The sequence below is a fragment of the Serratia sp. CY82433 genome, from assembly GCF_052166535.1.
Lineage (GTDB): Bacteria > Pseudomonadota > Gammaproteobacteria > Enterobacterales > Enterobacteriaceae > Serratia > Serratia sarumanii.
Map to the genome: position 1 here is coordinate 320,754 of NZ_JBJNOR010000003.1, position 15,911 is coordinate 336,664.

General features: G+C 61.2%; 12 protein-coding genes. 3 read left to right on the forward strand and 9 right to left on the reverse strand.

Features of this window, described 5'->3' with window-relative positions; all coding sequences use genetic code 11:
* Positions 1–8 precede the first annotated feature (8 nt).
* Positions 9–986, forward strand: coding sequence for a tol-pal system-associated acyl-CoA thioesterase (gene exbB, locus ACJ8PI_RS17810; protein WP_072264955.1), 978 nt, complete (start codon positions 9–11; stop codon positions 984–986).
* A 3-nt stretch (positions 987–989) separates the two neighbouring features.
* A complete protein-coding gene (gene exbD, locus ACJ8PI_RS17815; protein WP_004937307.1) occupies positions 990–1,412 on the forward strand; it encodes a TonB system transport protein ExbD in 423 nt (140 codons plus the stop codon).
* Positions 1,413–1,470: 58 nt separating this feature from the next.
* On the opposite strand, the gene ACJ8PI_RS17820 is transcribed toward exbD, so the two are convergent.
* The 8 genes from ACJ8PI_RS17820 to ACJ8PI_RS17855 all read right to left on the reverse strand — a co-directional run bounded on the left by ACJ8PI_RS17820 (position 1,471) and on the right by ACJ8PI_RS17855 (position 12,466).
* On the reverse strand, positions 1,471–2,505 hold the full coding sequence (locus ACJ8PI_RS17820; protein ID WP_060438203.1) for a LacI family DNA-binding transcriptional regulator: 1,035 nt from the start codon (positions 2,503–2,505) through the stop codon (positions 1,471–1,473).
* 30 nt (positions 2,506–2,535) lie between these two features.
* Positions 2,536–3,930, reverse strand: coding sequence for a sucrose-6-phosphate hydrolase (locus ACJ8PI_RS17825; protein WP_442528142.1), 1,395 nt, complete (start codon positions 3,928–3,930; stop codon positions 2,536–2,538).
* A complete protein-coding gene (locus tag ACJ8PI_RS17830; RefSeq protein ID WP_033654840.1) occupies positions 3,930–5,300 on the reverse strand; it encodes a sucrose-specific PTS transporter subunit IIBC in 1,371 nt (456 codons plus the stop codon). The genes ACJ8PI_RS17825 and ACJ8PI_RS17830 overlap by 1 nt, the downstream gene beginning before the upstream one ends.
* A 63-nt stretch (positions 5,301–5,363) precedes the next feature.
* Entirely contained in the window at positions 5,364–6,773 is a 1,410-nt protein-coding gene (locus ACJ8PI_RS17835) for a carbohydrate porin (protein ID WP_164134689.1), read from the reverse strand.
* Positions 6,774–6,968: 195 nt separating this feature from the next.
* Complete coding sequence (locus ACJ8PI_RS17840; protein WP_041036709.1) at positions 6,969–7,895, reverse strand: aminoimidazole riboside kinase; 927 nt, start codon at positions 7,893–7,895, stop codon at positions 6,969–6,971.
* Between the two features lie 180 nt (positions 7,896–8,075).
* Entirely contained in the window at positions 8,076–9,602 is a 1,527-nt protein-coding gene (gene abgT / locus ACJ8PI_RS17845) for a p-aminobenzoyl-glutamate transporter (protein WP_164134654.1), read from the reverse strand.
* A 99-nt stretch (positions 9,603–9,701) separates the two neighbouring features.
* Positions 9,702–11,153, reverse strand: coding sequence for a M20 family metallopeptidase (locus tag ACJ8PI_RS17850; protein WP_060439216.1), 1,452 nt, complete (start codon positions 11,151–11,153; stop codon positions 9,702–9,704).
* Positions 11,150–12,466, reverse strand: a complete 1,317-nt coding sequence (locus ACJ8PI_RS17855) for a M20 family metallo-hydrolase (RefSeq protein WP_164134653.1) — start codon at positions 12,464–12,466, stop codon at positions 11,150–11,152. Before ACJ8PI_RS17855 ends, ACJ8PI_RS17850 begins: the two co-directional genes overlap by 4 nt.
* 272 nt (positions 12,467–12,738) lie before the next feature.
* Between ACJ8PI_RS17855 and ACJ8PI_RS17860 the strand changes: the two genes are divergently transcribed.
* Positions 12,739–13,635 (forward strand): LysR family transcriptional regulator, encoded by an 897-nt coding sequence (locus tag ACJ8PI_RS17860; RefSeq protein WP_025304273.1) that lies wholly within the window; start codon positions 12,739–12,741, stop codon positions 13,633–13,635.
* A gap of 27 nt (positions 13,636–13,662) precedes the next feature.
* Here the strand turns inward: ACJ8PI_RS17860 and ACJ8PI_RS17865 are convergent, their stop codons facing one another.
* A complete protein-coding gene (locus ACJ8PI_RS17865; RefSeq protein ID WP_197772320.1) occupies positions 13,663–15,786 on the reverse strand; it encodes a TonB-dependent receptor family protein in 2,124 nt (707 codons plus the stop codon).
* Positions 15,787–15,911 lie beyond the last annotated feature (125 nt).

Genomic DNA, 15,911 nt, shown 5'->3' on the forward strand with positions numbered 1-15,911 from the left:
GGCACAGCGTGAAAACGGCTGGCAAGAATTTAAATCAAGGATCGTTCGGCCAGGGCCGGGCGCAGTGGGGCAAGGCCTTTGGCCGCAGCCTGATGGCTTCAATGGTGCTGGTCGTGGGGCTGGCCGGCAGCGCGCAGGCGGCGCCGGCGGCCAATCCGGCCGTTACCGAAAGCGTTGCGCCGACCACCGCGCCTGCACCTGCAGCCGCCGCGCCGGAGAGCATCACGCCGGTGAACCCGGCGCCAACGATCCAGCCACCGGAAACCCGCGGCATGGATCTGTCCGTTTGGGGCATGTATCAGCACGCCGACGCGGTGGTGAAAGCGGTAATGATCGGCCTGGTGCTGGCCTCGATCGTGACCTGGACCATTCTGTTCTCCAAAGGCAGTGAATTGCTGCGCGCCAAACGCCGCCTGCGCCGCGAACAGCTGGCGCTGGCCGACGCGCGCTCGCTGGATGAAGCTTCCGAGCTGGCGCAAAACTTCGGCTCGCAGAGCGTCAGCGCTGTCTTGCTGAACGACGCGCAAAATGAGCTGGAGCTGTCCGCAGAGTCCAGCGACAACAACGGCATCAAAGAGCGTACCGGCTTCCGCCTCGAGCGCCGCGTGGCGGCCTACAGCCGCAACATGGGCCGCGGCAACGGTTTCCTGGCCACCATCGGCGCCATCTCGCCGTTCGTCGGCCTGTTCGGCACCGTGTGGGGCATCATGAACAGCTTCATCGGCATCGCCCATTCGCAGACCACCAACCTGGCGGTCGTGGCGCCGGGCATCGCGGAAGCGCTGCTGGCGACCGCGCTGGGCCTGGTCGCGGCGATCCCTGCCGTCGTTATCTACAACATCTTTGCCCGCGTCATCAGCGGCCATCGCGCCCAGGTAGGCGACGTGGCGGCGCAGGTCTTGCTGCTGCAGGGCCGCGATCTGGATCTGGCCGCTACGGCGGAAGCCAAGCGCTCACAGCACGCACACCAACTGCGGGCGGGGTGAGTAATGGCGATGCGCTTAAATGAAGATCTGGACGACAGCGGCGAACTGCATGAAATCAACGTGACGCCGTTTATCGACGTCATGTTGGTGCTGTTGATCATCTTTATGGTGGCCGCGCCGCTGGCAACGGTAGATATCCGCGTCGATCTGCCGGCTTCTTCCGCCAAACCGCAGCCGCGGCCGGAAAAACCGGTGTTCCTGTCGGTGAAGGCCGACAAGCAGCTCTACGTTGGCGATCAGCCGGTGAATGCCGATCAGCTGACTTCGGTGCTGGATCAACGCACTCAGGCCAACAAAGAAACCACCATCTTCTTCCAGGCGGACAAGAGCGTGGACTATGAAACGCTGATGAGCGTGATGGACACCCTGCGTAAAGCCGGCTACCTGAAAGTGGGGCTGGTGGGCATGGAAGGCGCCGCCAAGTAGCGGCAGCAAAACGATGATAAAGGGCGCTCAGGCGCCCTTTTTTATTGATTCAGAAATATCACTCCCCGGCCAACAACGCCCGCGAACCGGCATGGCGCCAGTGGATACGGCCCGGCAGATAAAGCGCGTTCTGTTCCAGCGGCCGCTCGTCGATGAGCGCGGTGACCTGGCTGAAGCTATGTTGCGCCAGCGCCCGGCAGTCCTGCGCCACCGTGTCTATTTTCAGCGTCATGCAATCGAACAGGTAGTGATCGTCGAAGCTGCACAGGTGGATGTCGCTCTCCATCAACTGATGCTGAGTCAGATAACGCAATACCCCTTCCAACAGGCCGCAGGCGGCGGTAAACAGCGCTTTGGGCGGACGCCCCAGCTGCGCGCACAGCTGAGCGAACATCTCGTAACCCGAGCTGGGGTGATAGCTGCCGTTGATGATCCATTCCGGTTTGCACGATACGCCGGCGCGCTCCAGGCCAAGCTGGAAGCCGGCCAGCCGATCGCGAGTCGGTGAAATGCGCGGCTGTCCGCCGAGAAAATAGATCTCATCCGGATGCTGGCGCGCGACCTTCTCCACCAGGTCGGCGGTCGCATTAACCGAGTCGGTGATCACCAGCGGCAGTTCGGAACCGGCGATCAGGCGATCCATCTGCACCACCGGCAGCCCGGCGTTGATCTTCTGGTATTCCGCGTCGTTCAACTGGCTGGAAGCGACGATCAGGCCGTCGACCTGCCGCTGCACCAGACTGTTCACCGCCATCATCTCCTGCGCCGGGTTTTCATCGGTACAGGCGATCAACAGCTGCAGACCGGCCTCGCGGCACAGCGTTTCCAGCTCGCGCGAGATCACCGCAAAGCCGTAGTTGGTCATCTCCGGCACCACCAGCCCCAGCGTGTGGCTGCGGTTGGAGCGCAAAGAGCGGGCGTGGATGCTGGGCTGATAATGGTGTTCGTGCGCCAGCGCCAGAATGCGATCGCGGGTGTCGTCGGACACCCGGTATTCCTTGCTGCGGCCGTTCAGCACCAGGCTGGCGGTCGATTTCGACACCCCGGCCAGCGTGGCGATGTCACTGATGGTAATGCGTTTATTTTTTTTCACTGACGCCGTCTGAAGTCATCGGAGGATGCGTCATTCTAGCATGCATGGCGTCAGCGGCCAGTATTCCAACGCCAGCGGCGCGCTCCCGTTCAGCCGCAATTGCGGTTCAGCTGCCGGGAAGTAGCGCGCGCTCATCACCGCCTCGCCGTGGTTGATGAAAATCTCCACGCTGGAACGATCGAACAGCAGCTGCAGATGCGTGACCGGGCCGCGCCAGTAACGGTGCTCCGGCCTACCGTCGGCCAGGGAAGCACGCGTCAGCTGCAGCCGTTCGCCGTCCCAGCTCAGCGTCATGGCGTCGCCAAAGTCGGCGCTGAACGCGCCCTGCGGCGTCAGCTGCAGCTCCGCGGCGCCCAGCGCATAGGCGGGGGCGTCATCGGCGTGGCCTTGCCAGCCAGCCCGCTCGCCGCGCAGCTGTTGCAGCTCGCGCGCCGGGCGCTGGTAGAGGCGGCCATGCTGCAGCGACAGCTCGCGCGGGCAGGTCATGGTATGGATCCAGCCGTAACGGCGCGTCGGGTGGGCTTCTTCATCTTGCTCGGGCACGCCCATCCAGCCGAACAGCAGGCGGCGGCCATCTTCCGCCTGCGTCGTCTGGGGCGCGTAGAACTCGAAGCCGGCGTCCAGCTCGCGAAATTCGCCGTGGCTGAAGGCCGCCTGCCGGTAATCCAGCTTACCGAGCAGATAGCCGGCCTGATAACGGTTGAGATAGCGTTCCGGCTGCGGCGCCAGCCCCTGCGGGCAGCAGATCAACACGTCGTCGCCGTCCAGCGAGAACAGATCCGGGCACTCCCACATGTAGCCGAATTCACCCAGGTCGTTCAGGCCGGAACCGGCGATCTCCCCCAGCGCTTGCCAGTCGCGCAGATCGCAGGAACGCAGCAGCAGCACCTTGCCGCGATCCTGCAAGTCACGCGCGCCGAGCACCATGTACCAGGCATCCTGATGACGCCACACTTTCGGATCGCGTACGTGGCCGCTGTAGCCCTCCGGCAGCGGCAGCACCGGCCCGAGTTTGCGGTATTCGCCCCGATCGCTTTCCTGAGCCAGGCATTGGTAAGCGGTGCGCTTTCCGTCGGGGAATTTCACGTTGCCGGTGTAGATCAGCGTGATTTTGTCTTCCGCCACCACCGCCGAGCCGGAGTAACAGCCGTGGCTGTCGTAACAGGCGCCCGGCTGATGTTCCCAACGCAATAAATCGGTCGATTGCCAGTGTCCCCAGCACTTGTTGCGATGATCGCAGCCCAGCGGGTTCCACTGATAGAACAGGTGATAAACGCCGTTGTGCTGGATAAAGCCGTTAGGATCGTTCAGCAAGCCAACGCTGGGCGCCAGATGCCAGGCCGGGCGGTGCGGATCGCGCAGCGCGCGTGGCTGGCCGTTCATTACCGCCCGCAGCGCCTGTTTGATTAAGCTGAGTTCTTCCATCATTGCGCGTCCGTTTTATATTTCAGCAGCAGGGAGAGCACGAAGGCGCTGCCAAAAGCGATCGCCAGGCCGAGGATATAGCTGACCAGCGAACTGGCCTGCACGATCGCCATGCCGGGGATCGCCGTCAGCCCGACCGCGTTCATGCCGACGTGGTTGGCCACCACCCAGGCGCCGCCGAGCGCGCCGCCCGCCAGCGCCGCCAGGAACGGTTTCACGAAGCGCAGGTTGATGCCGAACAGCGCCGCTTCGGTGATGCCGAGCATGGCGGAAAAGGCCGACGGCACCGCGATGGCTTTGATTTTGGCGTCGCGGGTTTTGAAATACACCGCCAGGCAAGCGCCGCCCTGCGCGATGTTGGCCATCGACCAGATCGGCAGCAGGAAGTTGACGCCGATATTGGGGTTGCCGAGCAGCCCGGCCTCTACCGCATGGAAACTGTGGTGAATGCCGGTGATGACGATAGCGGAATAGAGGCCGCCGAACAGCAGCCCGGCGAACCAGCCCGCATGGGCAATCAGCGTGCTGAGCACGAAGGAGATGCCGTCGCCCAGCGCGCGGCCGGCGGGGCCGATAAACAGCAGGGCGACAAAGCCCGAGATGACCACCGTCAGGAACGGCGTCAGGATCAGATCGAGCGCGTTGGGGATCACCTTGCGCAGCCGCTTTTCCAGCACGCTCATGAACCACACCGTCAGCAGCACCGGGAACACGGTGCCCTGATAGCCGATCATGGCGATCTCCAGACCGAAGAAGTTCATGGTGTGGAAACCCTCGGCGACGCCCCAGGCGTTGGTCAGCGCCGGATGCGTCAAAATGCCGCCGAGCGTGGCGCCCAGATAGGGGTTGCCGCCGAATTCGCGTGCGGCGGTGAAGCCGATCAGAATCGGCAGGATAATGAACGCCGCTGAGCTGAACATATCCAGCATGATGAACAGCGCGCTGTTGGCATCGGCCCAGCCGTAGGTTTTCACCATGCCGAGCAGCCCCATCAGCAGGCCGGAAGCGACGATCGCCGGAATGATCGGCACGAAGATGTTCGACAGCAGGCGGGCGATGCGCTGCAGCGGGTTGAGCTTTTTCGCCGCGATATCGGCGGCTTCGGCCTTGCTGGATTCGCTGACGCCCGCCGCCTTGATGAATTCCGCATGCACCTTGTTCACCAGCCCGGTGCCGAAGATCACCTGGATTTGACCGGCGTTGCTGAAGCAGCCTTTGACGCCGTCCAGTTTGCCGATGGCCTCTTTGTCCACTTTGCTGTCGTCCACCAGCACCAGACGCAGGCGCGTGGCGCAGTGGGCGGCGCTGGCGATATTCTCTTTACCGCCAAGCAGCGGCAACAGCGCGTTGGCGGTTGCGGTAATGTCCATGTTGTCCCCTTGCTAAATAAAAATGCCGCCGCGCCGTTTGCGGCGCAGCGCCGTGAATCGATGTCAGAAGAAATACTTGAATCTGGCGCGCATGCCGTAACGCTGGCCGTTGTCGCCGTTGGCGATCTTGTTGTCGGCGTTGGCCTCCAGCAGCGACACATAGGCGCCTAAATACAGATTGAAATTCTTCATATTCATAATGTCAGGTATCTGATACGACGCGTGAACGGTGTGGATGTCGTAGTTGCCCGGTTCGCTGAGCGGGTTGTGGATATCGGCGGCGATCCCGGCGGTATTGAACTCTTTGATATTGTTATGGGCATAGATATAACCCAGTTCGAAGCGCCGCCACAGCACGTTGACGCCGGCGGTGAAGTCTTGCTCGCCTGAGGCATCCAGATAGGCGGTGCTCAGGTTGGCCACCACGCCGTTGTCCGGATCGGCGGCGCTGTTGTTCCAGCTCATCGTCATGCCGTAGCCGTTGCGCTTGGACTGATCGACGAAACGGCCCTGGCTGTCCCGATAGCCGTAGGCGTTATTCACCACGTTGCTTTCCATCGCCGCCGCGATGCTGAAGGCGTCTTTTTTCCAAGCGATCACCGGCCGTAAATAGGCGACGTTTTTCTTATTGTCCAGGGCGTTGCCGTGGTAGCTGTTGTCCTGGAACAGCGAAGTGCCGTCCTCCACCAGCGTGTTCAGCTCGAAATAGACATCACCGGCGTATTTGCTCAGCATCAGGTTGCCGCCGCTGCTGCTGCGGCCGCGGCCCTCTTTCATCATGTAGATATAGCCGAAGCCGTCGGCGTACAGATCGTTGGCGGTATTGCCGGAGTATTGAATGAAGGTGTCCTGATTCAGCGGGAACATGTCGTAGGCTTCAAAGCGGCCGATTTTGGTTTGCCAGTTCTTTTCATTGCCGAAGAAGAAGGCGGCGTCGTCCAGGTTCATTTTGCCGGTCATGTCCGCCAGCGGCTGCACGCTGAAGCCGGAGAAGTTGCCGTCCGGATTGCGGCGGTAGCCGTCCAGCCCGACCAGAATGCGGCCGTTGATATCCCAACGTTCTTTGTTGCCGGGCTTCCAGTCCTTGTGGTCGCTGCCTTTCAGCGACGTCAGTTGGCCGCTGCGGCTGGCGCCGTCCAGATTGAACTCCACGTCGCCGTACAGTTTCAGGTCATTGAATCCGCTCAGCTGCAGCGCGCTGGCCGGGGCAACCGGCGTTTCCGGCGTGGCGGCCTGCTGCGCAATCTGCGCGGCTTGCCGTTCGGTGTTGGCGGTGCGTTGTTCCAGCTGTTGCGCCCGACGTTCCGCCGCCGTCGCGCGGGTTTCAGCCTGTGCGGCGCGCCGTTCCGCCTGCGCCAGACGTTGTTCCAGCGCGTTGAGACGCGCCTCGATGCTGCCGCTGCCCGAGGCCGCTGCGCTGGAAGCGGAGAGGAAAAGCCCTGTTGTTATCGCCAAATAGCTGAGTTTTTTCATCATCGTCTATCATCCGGGTAAGGGTTGTTATTATTGTTTGCTAAATTGCTAAACCGGTTTTTCATGGCGAAAGATAACGAGAGCGAAGCGAGCTGGCAACTCAGTTAGCTAACCCGATTCAGCTATTGTGATCGAGCGCGCAAATCGTGGGTAAAAGAGCACGGCGAACCTGCGGATCGCCGTGAATGCTGTGGATCAACGCAGGAAAGCGGCCAGCTCGTCGGCGCGGGGCAGGGCGGTCATGGCGCCTTTGGCGGTGGTGGCCAGCGCGCCGCAGGCCTGGGCCTGGGCGATAACCGCCGGCCATTGCGCTTCCTGCGGCAATTCGTGAAGGCGCGCCAGCGCCGCTAACAGCCCGGCGACGAAGGCGTCGCCGGCGCCGGTGGTATCGACCGGCACGATCGATGGCGCGTGGAAATGGCGCAGACGCTGCCCATCGTGTACGCAGACGCCGTCGCCGCCCAGCGTCACCAGCAGCAGGCGCAGCGGATAGGTTTGCATCATCCAGCGAATGGCGTTCTCCAGATCGTCAAGATGGCTGATGAAAGCCAGCTCTTCGCGCGATAGTTTCACCACGTCCGCCAGCAGCAGCGCCTTTTGCAGGCAGGGGCGCAGCGCTTCCGGCTGGCGCCAGACCTCTTCGCGGATGTTGGGATCGAAACTGACCCGGCCGCCGGCCGCCCGAATGCGTTCCATTGCGGTAAAGGCCGCGCTGCGGCTGGGCTCCTGCGAGAGCGCGATGGAGCAGAGGTGCAGCCATTCGCCCCGTTGGAAAGCCGGCAGATCGTCGGGCTGCAAAAACAGATCGGCGCTGGGCTGCACCATAAACGTGAATGAGCGCTCACCCTGCAGATCGAGATCCACCACGACCGTGGAGGTGTGGTGTTCGGGATCCGGCCGCATATGGCCGATATCCACCCCTTCATCGCTCAGCACCCGCTGCAAAAAGGCGCCGAAGCTGTCTTGCCCCACTCGCCCGATAAAAGCGCTGTTGCCACCGAGCCGGGCGATACCCACCGCCACGTTAGCCGGCGCGCCGCCGGGGCATTTGAGATAACCGTTGGCATTTTCCGGCACCAGGTCGATCACGGCGTCGCCCAGTACCCATACGCGATTCATCATGCTTAATCCCTGTTTTTGTCCTTGTCAGATGGGGTGCTAAAATAGAAGAACCGGTTTAGCAAGGCAATGAAATAATGCGCTGGGGCGTTGAGAGGGTGAGGAAGATCAATTTTTTTTCGGGGGGCGGGGGGAAGAGAACCCGCCCCGCGAGCCGGCTCGGGGGCGAGGTAGCGGGGCGGTTTAGCCCAGTTTCGGATACACGCCCGGGCCGATTGGCAACCCAAGCGCATACCAAACCAGCAGCAGCAAAATCCACACGCTGAAGAACACCACAGGATAGGGCAGGATCAGCACGTAATAAGTGCCGAGCTGCGCGTCTTTGCGGTAGCGCTGCAGGAAGCCGAGGAACAGCGGCAGGAACGGCGACATCGGCGCCAGCGGCAGCACCGCAGAGTCGGCGATGCGAAAGATCATCTGGGCGAACGCCGGGTGGAAACCGAGCAGCATAAACATCGGCACGAAGATCGGCGCCAAAATTGACCAGATCGCCGAGCCGCTGGCGATGAACATGCACAGGAAGGCGGAGAGGAACATCAGGCCGAGAAATGCCGGCGCGCCACTCATGCCGGCGGCTTCCAGCATATCGGTCAGGCCGACGGCCATAAACTTGCCCATGTTGCTCCAGTTAAAGAACGCCACGAACTGCGACAGCGGAAACACCATCACGATAAAACCCGCCATGCTTTTCATCGGATCGAGCAAGTGGTGGGGAATGTCATCCGGCCGCCGGATCTGTTTGGTGACTACGCCATAGGTAATGGCGACGGTGAAGAAGAACAGGATGATGATCGGCACAATGCCCTTGATGAACGGGGAAGGGATCACCGAACCGGTGTTCGGGTCACGCAGCGGCGCGGCCTCCGGCACCACCAGAGCGGCGATGATGGCGATAAACACCAGCGCGGCGATCCCGCTCATCATCAGCCCCCGGTTTTGCAGTGGGGTCAGCGCTGTGATTTTGTCTTCGGCGCCGCCTTGCCACTTCGGCAGCCGGGGCTCGATAAACTTGTCGGTGAGCAGCGCGCCGGCGATGGTCAGCACGATCACGGAGGTGGCCATAAAGTACCAGTTGTCGATTACGCTAACGTGAACCGCGCCATCCACCGCTTTGGTGGCTTCGGTGCTGATGCCGGAAAGCAATACGTCGGTGGTGACGATCAACAGGTTGGCGGTAAAGCCGGAGGCGACGCCGGCGATCGCCGCCAGCAGTCCGGCTATCGGGTGGCGGCCCACCGCCACAAACATCAGCGCGCCAAGGGGCGGCATCACCACCAGCGCGGCGTCCGACGAGATATGGCTGAAGAAGGCGATAAACAGCACCATATAACTGGCGTAGCGGGCGCTGACGCGCGAGGCCATTTTATACATCAGCGCCTGCAGCAGGCCGACCTTTTCCGCCAGGCCGGCGCCTATCACCAGCGCCAAAATAGCCCCCAGCGGCGCAAAGCTGCTGAAGTTATGGATGATGTTGGGAAATATCCACTGCATGCCCGCCACGCTCATCAGGTTATTGACCTTGATGAGCTCGCCGGTGGCCGGATTTTTCACCGCCACGTCGAGCCAGGAAAACAGCGCGGTGGCCAGCATAAGCACCAGGATCAAATAGACGAACAGTAAAAACGGATTGGGGATCTTATTGCCGATGCGTTCCACCCAGTAAAAAACGCGTCCGGGGCTTTTATTGATTGGCGTTGTGGCCTCACTCATGATTTTACCCTCTGTGTTTGCTCTGTTGTGTGATTGTTATTATTTGATTTATTTATAATTATGCTTAGTGGCCCGGTTCTCCGGGCCTGTCTGTTCATGCTATTTCAATGGGGAGGGTTTCACCCCCTGCGGGATTGGGCAGCGGTACGGCTGTTCGGCGCGCCGGCGTTCAAACTCGCTGCGGCAGCGCGCCAGCAGAGCGCTGTCGCTCAGCAGATCGATGGCGGTCGCCGCCATCACCTTGCCGGCCAGGCACATGCCCTTATGGGCGATAGCGGTGCGGCCCTGCGCCACCAGTTGCCAGGTGTGCAGAGGGGTGCCGAGTGCGAAACAGGGGCTAAAGCATTGGGCAGTCGGCGCCACCCAGCTTACGTCGCCAACGTCGGTAGAACCGTACAGCAGGTCGTCGGATTCCACATAAGGAGCGACCTCGTCCATCAGCACCTTTTCTCCCAGCAACTGCACCCACTCGCGCCCGGCTGCGCCGCCGGTGCGGGCAATGTTGAGTTTGGCGTTGCGCAGATCGTCGCGGCTCAGCGTCTGGCGGATTTCCTCGGCGAAGCGGCGTTCGGCGTCGCTGTATTCGGGCAGACCGAAATCACACAGGTTTTGATACATCGCGTGTTCCAGGCTGCGGTTCGGCACATAGTTGGAGCAGGCCTTGTCGAAGCGCACTTCCATCTGGGTGTCAGTCATCAGTGCTGCGCCCTTGGCGATGTTAATCACCCGTTGGTAAATGTCCTGCGCCTGGTCGAGCTGCGGCGCGCGGATCAGGTACAACACCTCGGCGTCGGCCTGCACCACGTTGGGGGAGCTGCCGCCGGTGTTGGTGACCGCGTAGTGCAGCCGCGCTTCTTGCACGATATGTTCGCGCAGGAAGTTGGCGCCGGTATTCATCAGCGTCACCGCGTCCAGCGCGCTGCGCCCCAGGTGCGGCGAGTTGGCGGCATGGGCGGCGACGCCCTTGAAGTGAAACGCCGCCTGAATGTTGGCCAGCGTACTGGTATTGAACATGCCGCTGAAGCCTTCCGGGTGCCAGGTGAGGGCGGCGTCGACGTCGTCGAACAGGCCTTCGCGCACCATAAAGGTTTTGCCGGAGCCGCCTTCTTCGCCCGGGCAACCGTAGAAGCGCAGGGTGCCGGTCAGCCGGTTTTGCTGCATCCACGCCTTGGCTGCGAAGGCGCCCCCCAGCGCCGCGGTGCCCAGCAGGTTGTGGCCACAGCCATGGCCGTTGCCGTTTTCCACCAGTGGCTGCGGCGTGGCGCGGCCCGCCTGCTGGCTCAGCCCGGCCAGCGCGTCGTACTCGCCCAGCAGCGCGATGACCGGGTGGCCGCTGCCGTAGCTGGCGATAAACGCCGTCTCGATGTCGCCCACGCCGCGTTCGACCGAGAAACCTTCCTGCTCCAGCGCATCGGCCAGCAACGTGGCGGAATAGGTCTCGTTGAAGCGCGTTTCCGGGTGGTCCCAAATCGCGTCGCTCAGCGCGCTGAAGCGGGGCCGGCGTTGGTCAATGTAGTCGTCGATAAATGCCTGCAGTGCTGAGTTGCTCATGCTTCGCTCCCGAATGTCGGCAGGTTCAGCGCCAGCGATGCCAGCGTTTTCACCGCCACCGCCATCACCTGCTCGTTGAAGTCGAATTTTTCGTTATGGTGCCCGGCGCTCAGCTCGGTGCCGAAAATGACGTATGAGGCCTGGCCGCCGCGGGATTTCACCCGCTCCATCATGTAGGTGGCGTCTTCTGAACCCGCAGCCTGTTCGCGGCGATCGACCACCGAGGTCAGCTCGGTTACCTGCTGTGCCAGGCGGCGGATGTAATCCACCCACGGTTGGGTCGGTTTGCTGCTCTGCGCAGCGCCCATCAGCGCGATGTCGCAGGCGACGCCGTGCATCTTGGCTGCGCCTTCGATGGCGTTCAGCGCCTGCTGATAGACGAACGCGTTGATCTCATTGGTGGCGCCGCGCGTTTCCACCTTCATAAACGCCCGATCGGCGATCACGTTGCGGCCGGTGCCGGCCTGCAGCACGCCGACATTGATGCGCGAGCTGCCTTTGCTGTGGCGCGGGATGGCGTAAAGCCCCAGCGCAGCCTGGGCCGCTGCCAGCAGAGCGTTGCGACCGTCTTCCGGCCTGGCGCCGGCGTGGGAGGCGACGCCGCGGAAGGTGACGTCCAGCTTGCTGGTGGCCATAAAGCTGTCGCTGCCGCACACCAGCTCACCGGCCGGCACACCGGTGCCGATATGCACCGCGGTGAAGAAATCGACGTCGTCCACCACGCCGGCCTCCACCATCGATTTTGCGCCGCGGGTGCCTTCTTCCGCCGGCTGGAAGATCAGTTTGACGGTGCCGCTAAGCTGGAGCTCCAGGCTTTTGAAGACGTGCGCCAGCCCCAGGCCGATGGTGGTATGGCCGTCATGACCGCATGCATGCATCATGCCGCTGTTGCAAGAGGCGAAGCCTTCACGGAACGGCAGGTGTTCGGGTTCCAGCAATTCGTTGAGATCGAGGGCGTCCATATCCACGCGGTAGGCGATGGTTGGGCCGGGGCGGCCGGTATCGAGCGTTGCGACGATGCCGGCGAAGCCGCCGGAAAAGTGCGGCAACCATTTTTCCAACGCCCCCTGATTGCGGGCGCGCTGTTCCTGCGCTTCCAGCTCATCGGACGAAGGCAGCCCCATGCGAGACTCTGCCTTGATGACCTCGCGGCCCAGCTGCAGGCGATAACCCAGCCGATCGAGTTCTTCCGCCACCAGGGTAGCGGTACGGAACTCAAACCAGCCGGACTCGGCATAGCGATGGAAGTCGCGGCGCCAGGCCTGTAATTGCGGGTACAAATCGGCCACCAACATCGAAAGCGAATTAGTCATAGTGATATCTCATAAGTTATCGCGCGCTGGATCGCTCCAGGCAGCAGTTATGCTCTGAACTGAAATCAGACGGTGAAGCTATTGCAAAGAAAAAGGTGTATTTGGTTACTAACTGCCGTGAATGGCGCTTATTGGCGCAGAAAATGCGCTTAATTAAGCGAAATAAGAATTTGGTTATTTATTATGTTTTTTCCGAATGTACACAATGGAATCTGGCTAAATAAGATGCCAATATCTTGCTATTGATAAATAACGGTTATCGCCTTTCGCCTATGCCAGCCTCGATAAAATTGCACCAATTGCGTGCATTTGTGGACGTTAGCCGCCAGGGCAGCATCCGCGCCGCCAGCCGCACCTCACGCCTTTCCCAGCCTGCACTGACCAAGGCCATTCAGGAGCTGGAAGAGGTGCTGGGCGCCAAGCTGTTTATTCGCCGTAGCCAGGGTGTGGTCTTGACCGACTGCGGCGATAACTTTTTCCAGCATGCCAGCCTGATCCTTGAAGAGCTGCGGGTGGCGCAGGAAGATATCCAGCAGCGGCTGGGGTTGGCGGGCGGCACGGTGAATATCGGCGTTGGTGGCAGCATTGCGCGCACCGTGATGCCGCAGGTGGTCACGCAGTTTCATCGTGAGTATCCCAACGTGAAGGTGCGCATCGTCGAGGGGCAGCTGGTGTCGATGATCCCTGAACTGCGCCAGGGCGAGCTGGATTTTACCGTCAATACCTACTATCCCAGCAGCCTCGACAACGAGTTGCAGTACGAACGGCTGATGGAAAAAGAGTATCGGGTGGTGGTGCGCAAAGGGCATCCGATGGAGGGGGCGACCTCGCTGAAACAGCTGCAGCACTGCGACTGGACCATGCCGACACCGAAAGGCAGTTATTACCGGTTATTGCACGATCTGTTCGGGGACTTGGGCATGGCGCCGTCGATCAGCGTGACCTGCGAGACCTTTATGGCTTGTACCAGCCTGGTGGCGCAGAGCGATTTTGTTAGCATTCTGTCGGTGGACGTGATTTCGGATCCGATTCTGGGCAAGCATTTGGTGCCGCTCGAGCTGGAAGAGAGTCTGCCGAAAGCGACGTTTTATCTTATCCAACGCAAGGACACCACTTTGACGCCGATGGGCGCGCACCTGGCGCGCCTGTTTCGCCTTTACTGTCGGTGATACCGAGGCCCCGGCGGGGCCTCGGTATCAGAAGGCGATCGACCCCTGCACGAAGAAGGTGCGCGGTTCGCCGACGTACTTGCCGAAGTTATTGTCGTTGGAGCGGGTGAAGTAACGCTGATCGAACAGGTTTTTCACCCCGGCGCCCAGCGTCAGGTTCGACAGCTGCGGCCCGAAGTTATATTCCCCGCGCACATTCCACACCATGTAGCCGGCGATATCGCCGAACTGACCATCGGCGCTTTCCTGCGTGACGTACTCCGGCCCGGTGCCCGGCGAATGCTGTTTGGACTGCGCGTAGCCGTCCAGATTCCATACCCAGCTGCCGGTGGCGTAGCGCGTGCCGACGGTATAGACCTGGCGCGAGTAGAACGGCAGGTCTTTACCGGCGAAGTCGCCCTTATCGGTGCTGGCCTTGGTGTAGGTATAGCTGGTATAGACGCTGGCGCCGTCGAGCGCCCGGTTCAGCTCGCTGAGATCGTAGCTGAGCGCCAGCTCGATACCTTTGTGCTTGGTGGCGCCCATATTGGTCCAGCCCACGTCGTTGCTGATGTATTGCAGCTGGTTATCGAAGTCGATGTAGAACAGCGTGGCTTCGGCTTTGACCACGGTGTCGTCGTAGCGGGTGCCGAATTCATAGGTATGCGCTTTCTCCGCCGTCAGCCCCGGCGCAGGTTGGTTGCCGTTGCCGCCTTTGGTCAGCTGGAAATACTGCATGCTGCCGAACGAGGTGTTGGCGTTGGCGAACAGCTTCCAGGCGTCGGACAGGTGGTACATCACGTTCAAGGACGGCAGCGGTTCGCTGTAGCTTTTCTCGCGGCTGATGTTGTTGAAGGCATCGTCCACGTGGGTGCGGATGCTTTCATAACGCAGGCCCGGCGTGACCGTCCAGTTGCCGACGTTGATGGTGTCGTCGATATAGAACGCGTTGGCCGCGGTGCCGCCGGAGGTGTGCTGGTAATAGTCCGGGGTCTCCGGCGTCGAGCCGATATCCGCCGGGTTATACCAGGCCGAACGCGACGCCTTTTCATCCATGGTTTCATTCAGGTAACGGTAACCGAGGGTGATTTCGTGCGCCATATCCCAGAAGCGGAAGACCTGCGAATAGCTTGGTTCGATAGCCCAGGTTGAATAGTGACGCGGATAGGAGACCATGCGCCGCTGGCCCGCGTTTTTGCCGGTACCTTCCGATTCGATGTTGCTGCCGCGATAACTGTCGGTGAAGTAGGTCAACACTTCGAACTGTTTGTCGTCTTCCTGATGTTTGTACTTGAACGACATATCCTTGCGGCGGCCTTCGAACTGGTCCCACGGCCGCGTGGATTGGAACGGGTTTTGCGCGTATTGCGCGGCACTCAGCCCGCCCGGCATGCCGGCTTTGGCGTCGTAGTAGTGGAAATTGGCCAGCAGCTCGTCGCGATCGCTGAACGCATAACGCGTTTTCAGCATGAAATCGTCGATGTCGGTGTTGTCGTTGTTGTCGCGGTAGCCCTGACCGTGCAGGCCGGAGTAGAGCAGCTCGGCGCCGAAGCCGTTGTCTGCGGTGCCGCCCACGGAGGCGCTGGTCAGGGTCTTCAGGCCGCCGTGGCTGGCACCCTGGGTTTGTACGCTGGCGGTGCCGCCAAACGTTTTGGGAATGTCTCGGGTAACGAAGTTGATCACGCCGCCGACGTTCTGCGGCCCGTAGCGCACCGCGCCGCCGCCGCGCACCACGTCCACCGATTGCAGATTACCGATAGACAGCGGGGCCATCGACAGCTGCGGCTGGCCGTAAGGCGCGACCGCCAGCGGGACGCCGTCCATCAAAATGGTGGAGCGCGGAGAAAGACGCGAAGTCAGGCCGCGCACGCCGACGTTGAGCGAGATGTCGCTGCCGCCGGTGCCGTTGCTGTCGCGCACCTGCACGCCGGGTACGCCGCGCAGGCTGTCGGCGATGGTTTGGTCGCCCTGTTCGTGCATCTGCTGCTGGGTGACGATGGAACGCGCGCCCGGATGGTTGAGCAGCACCGAACTGGTATCAGGGTTGTCCAGCCAGTTGCCGACGACGGTCACAGTGTCGGTATCGTTCTGAGATGAATTATCAGTAGCAAGGACAGGGAACGCGACGGCGATGGCAGCCGACAGCAGGGAAAGCCGAAAAAGAGGTGACATAATAATGCCTTAAGAGTTTCAGACCCGGATGTGTTTTTTTAGAAAAGACAATCTTAATGATAATTATTGGCAAGTAAATAGAATTGTTACGGGATAGTTAAGTGGGTAACTAAATAATGAATGCG

Coding starts and splice junctions, on each gene's coding strand:
- ACJ8PI_RS17850 (WP_060439216.1), bottom strand. CDS start 11,153: ATGAGCAACTCAGCACTGCAGGCATTTATCGACGACTACATTGACCAA.
- ACJ8PI_RS17855 (WP_164134653.1), bottom strand. CDS start 12,466: ATGACTAATTCGCTTTCGATGTTGGTGGCCGATTTGTACCCGCAATTA.
- exbD (WP_004937307.1), top strand. CDS start 990: ATGGCGATGCGCTTAAATGAAGATCTGGACGACAGCGGCGAACTGCAT.
- abgT (WP_164134654.1), bottom strand. CDS start 9,602: ATGAGTGAGGCCACAACGCCAATCAATAAAAGCCCCGGACGCGTTTTT.
- ACJ8PI_RS17860 (WP_025304273.1), top strand. CDS start 12,739: ATGCCAGCCTCGATAAAATTGCACCAATTGCGTGCATTTGTGGACGTT.
- ACJ8PI_RS17835 (WP_164134689.1), bottom strand. CDS start 6,773: ATGAAAAAACTCAGCTATTTGGCGATAACAACAGGGCTTTTCCTCTCC.
- ACJ8PI_RS17865 (WP_197772320.1), bottom strand. CDS start 15,786: ATGTCACCTCTTTTTCGGCTTTCCCTGCTGTCGGCTGCCATCGCCGTC.
- ACJ8PI_RS17840 (WP_041036709.1), bottom strand. CDS start 7,895: ATGATGAATCGCGTATGGGTACTGGGCGACGCCGTGATCGACCTGGTG.
- ACJ8PI_RS17825 (WP_442528142.1), bottom strand. CDS start 3,930: ATGGAAGAACTCAGCTTAATCAAACAGGCGCTGCGGGCGGTAATGAAC.
- ACJ8PI_RS17830 (WP_033654840.1), bottom strand. CDS start 5,300: ATGGACATTACCGCAACCGCCAACGCGCTGTTGCCGCTGCTTGGCGGT.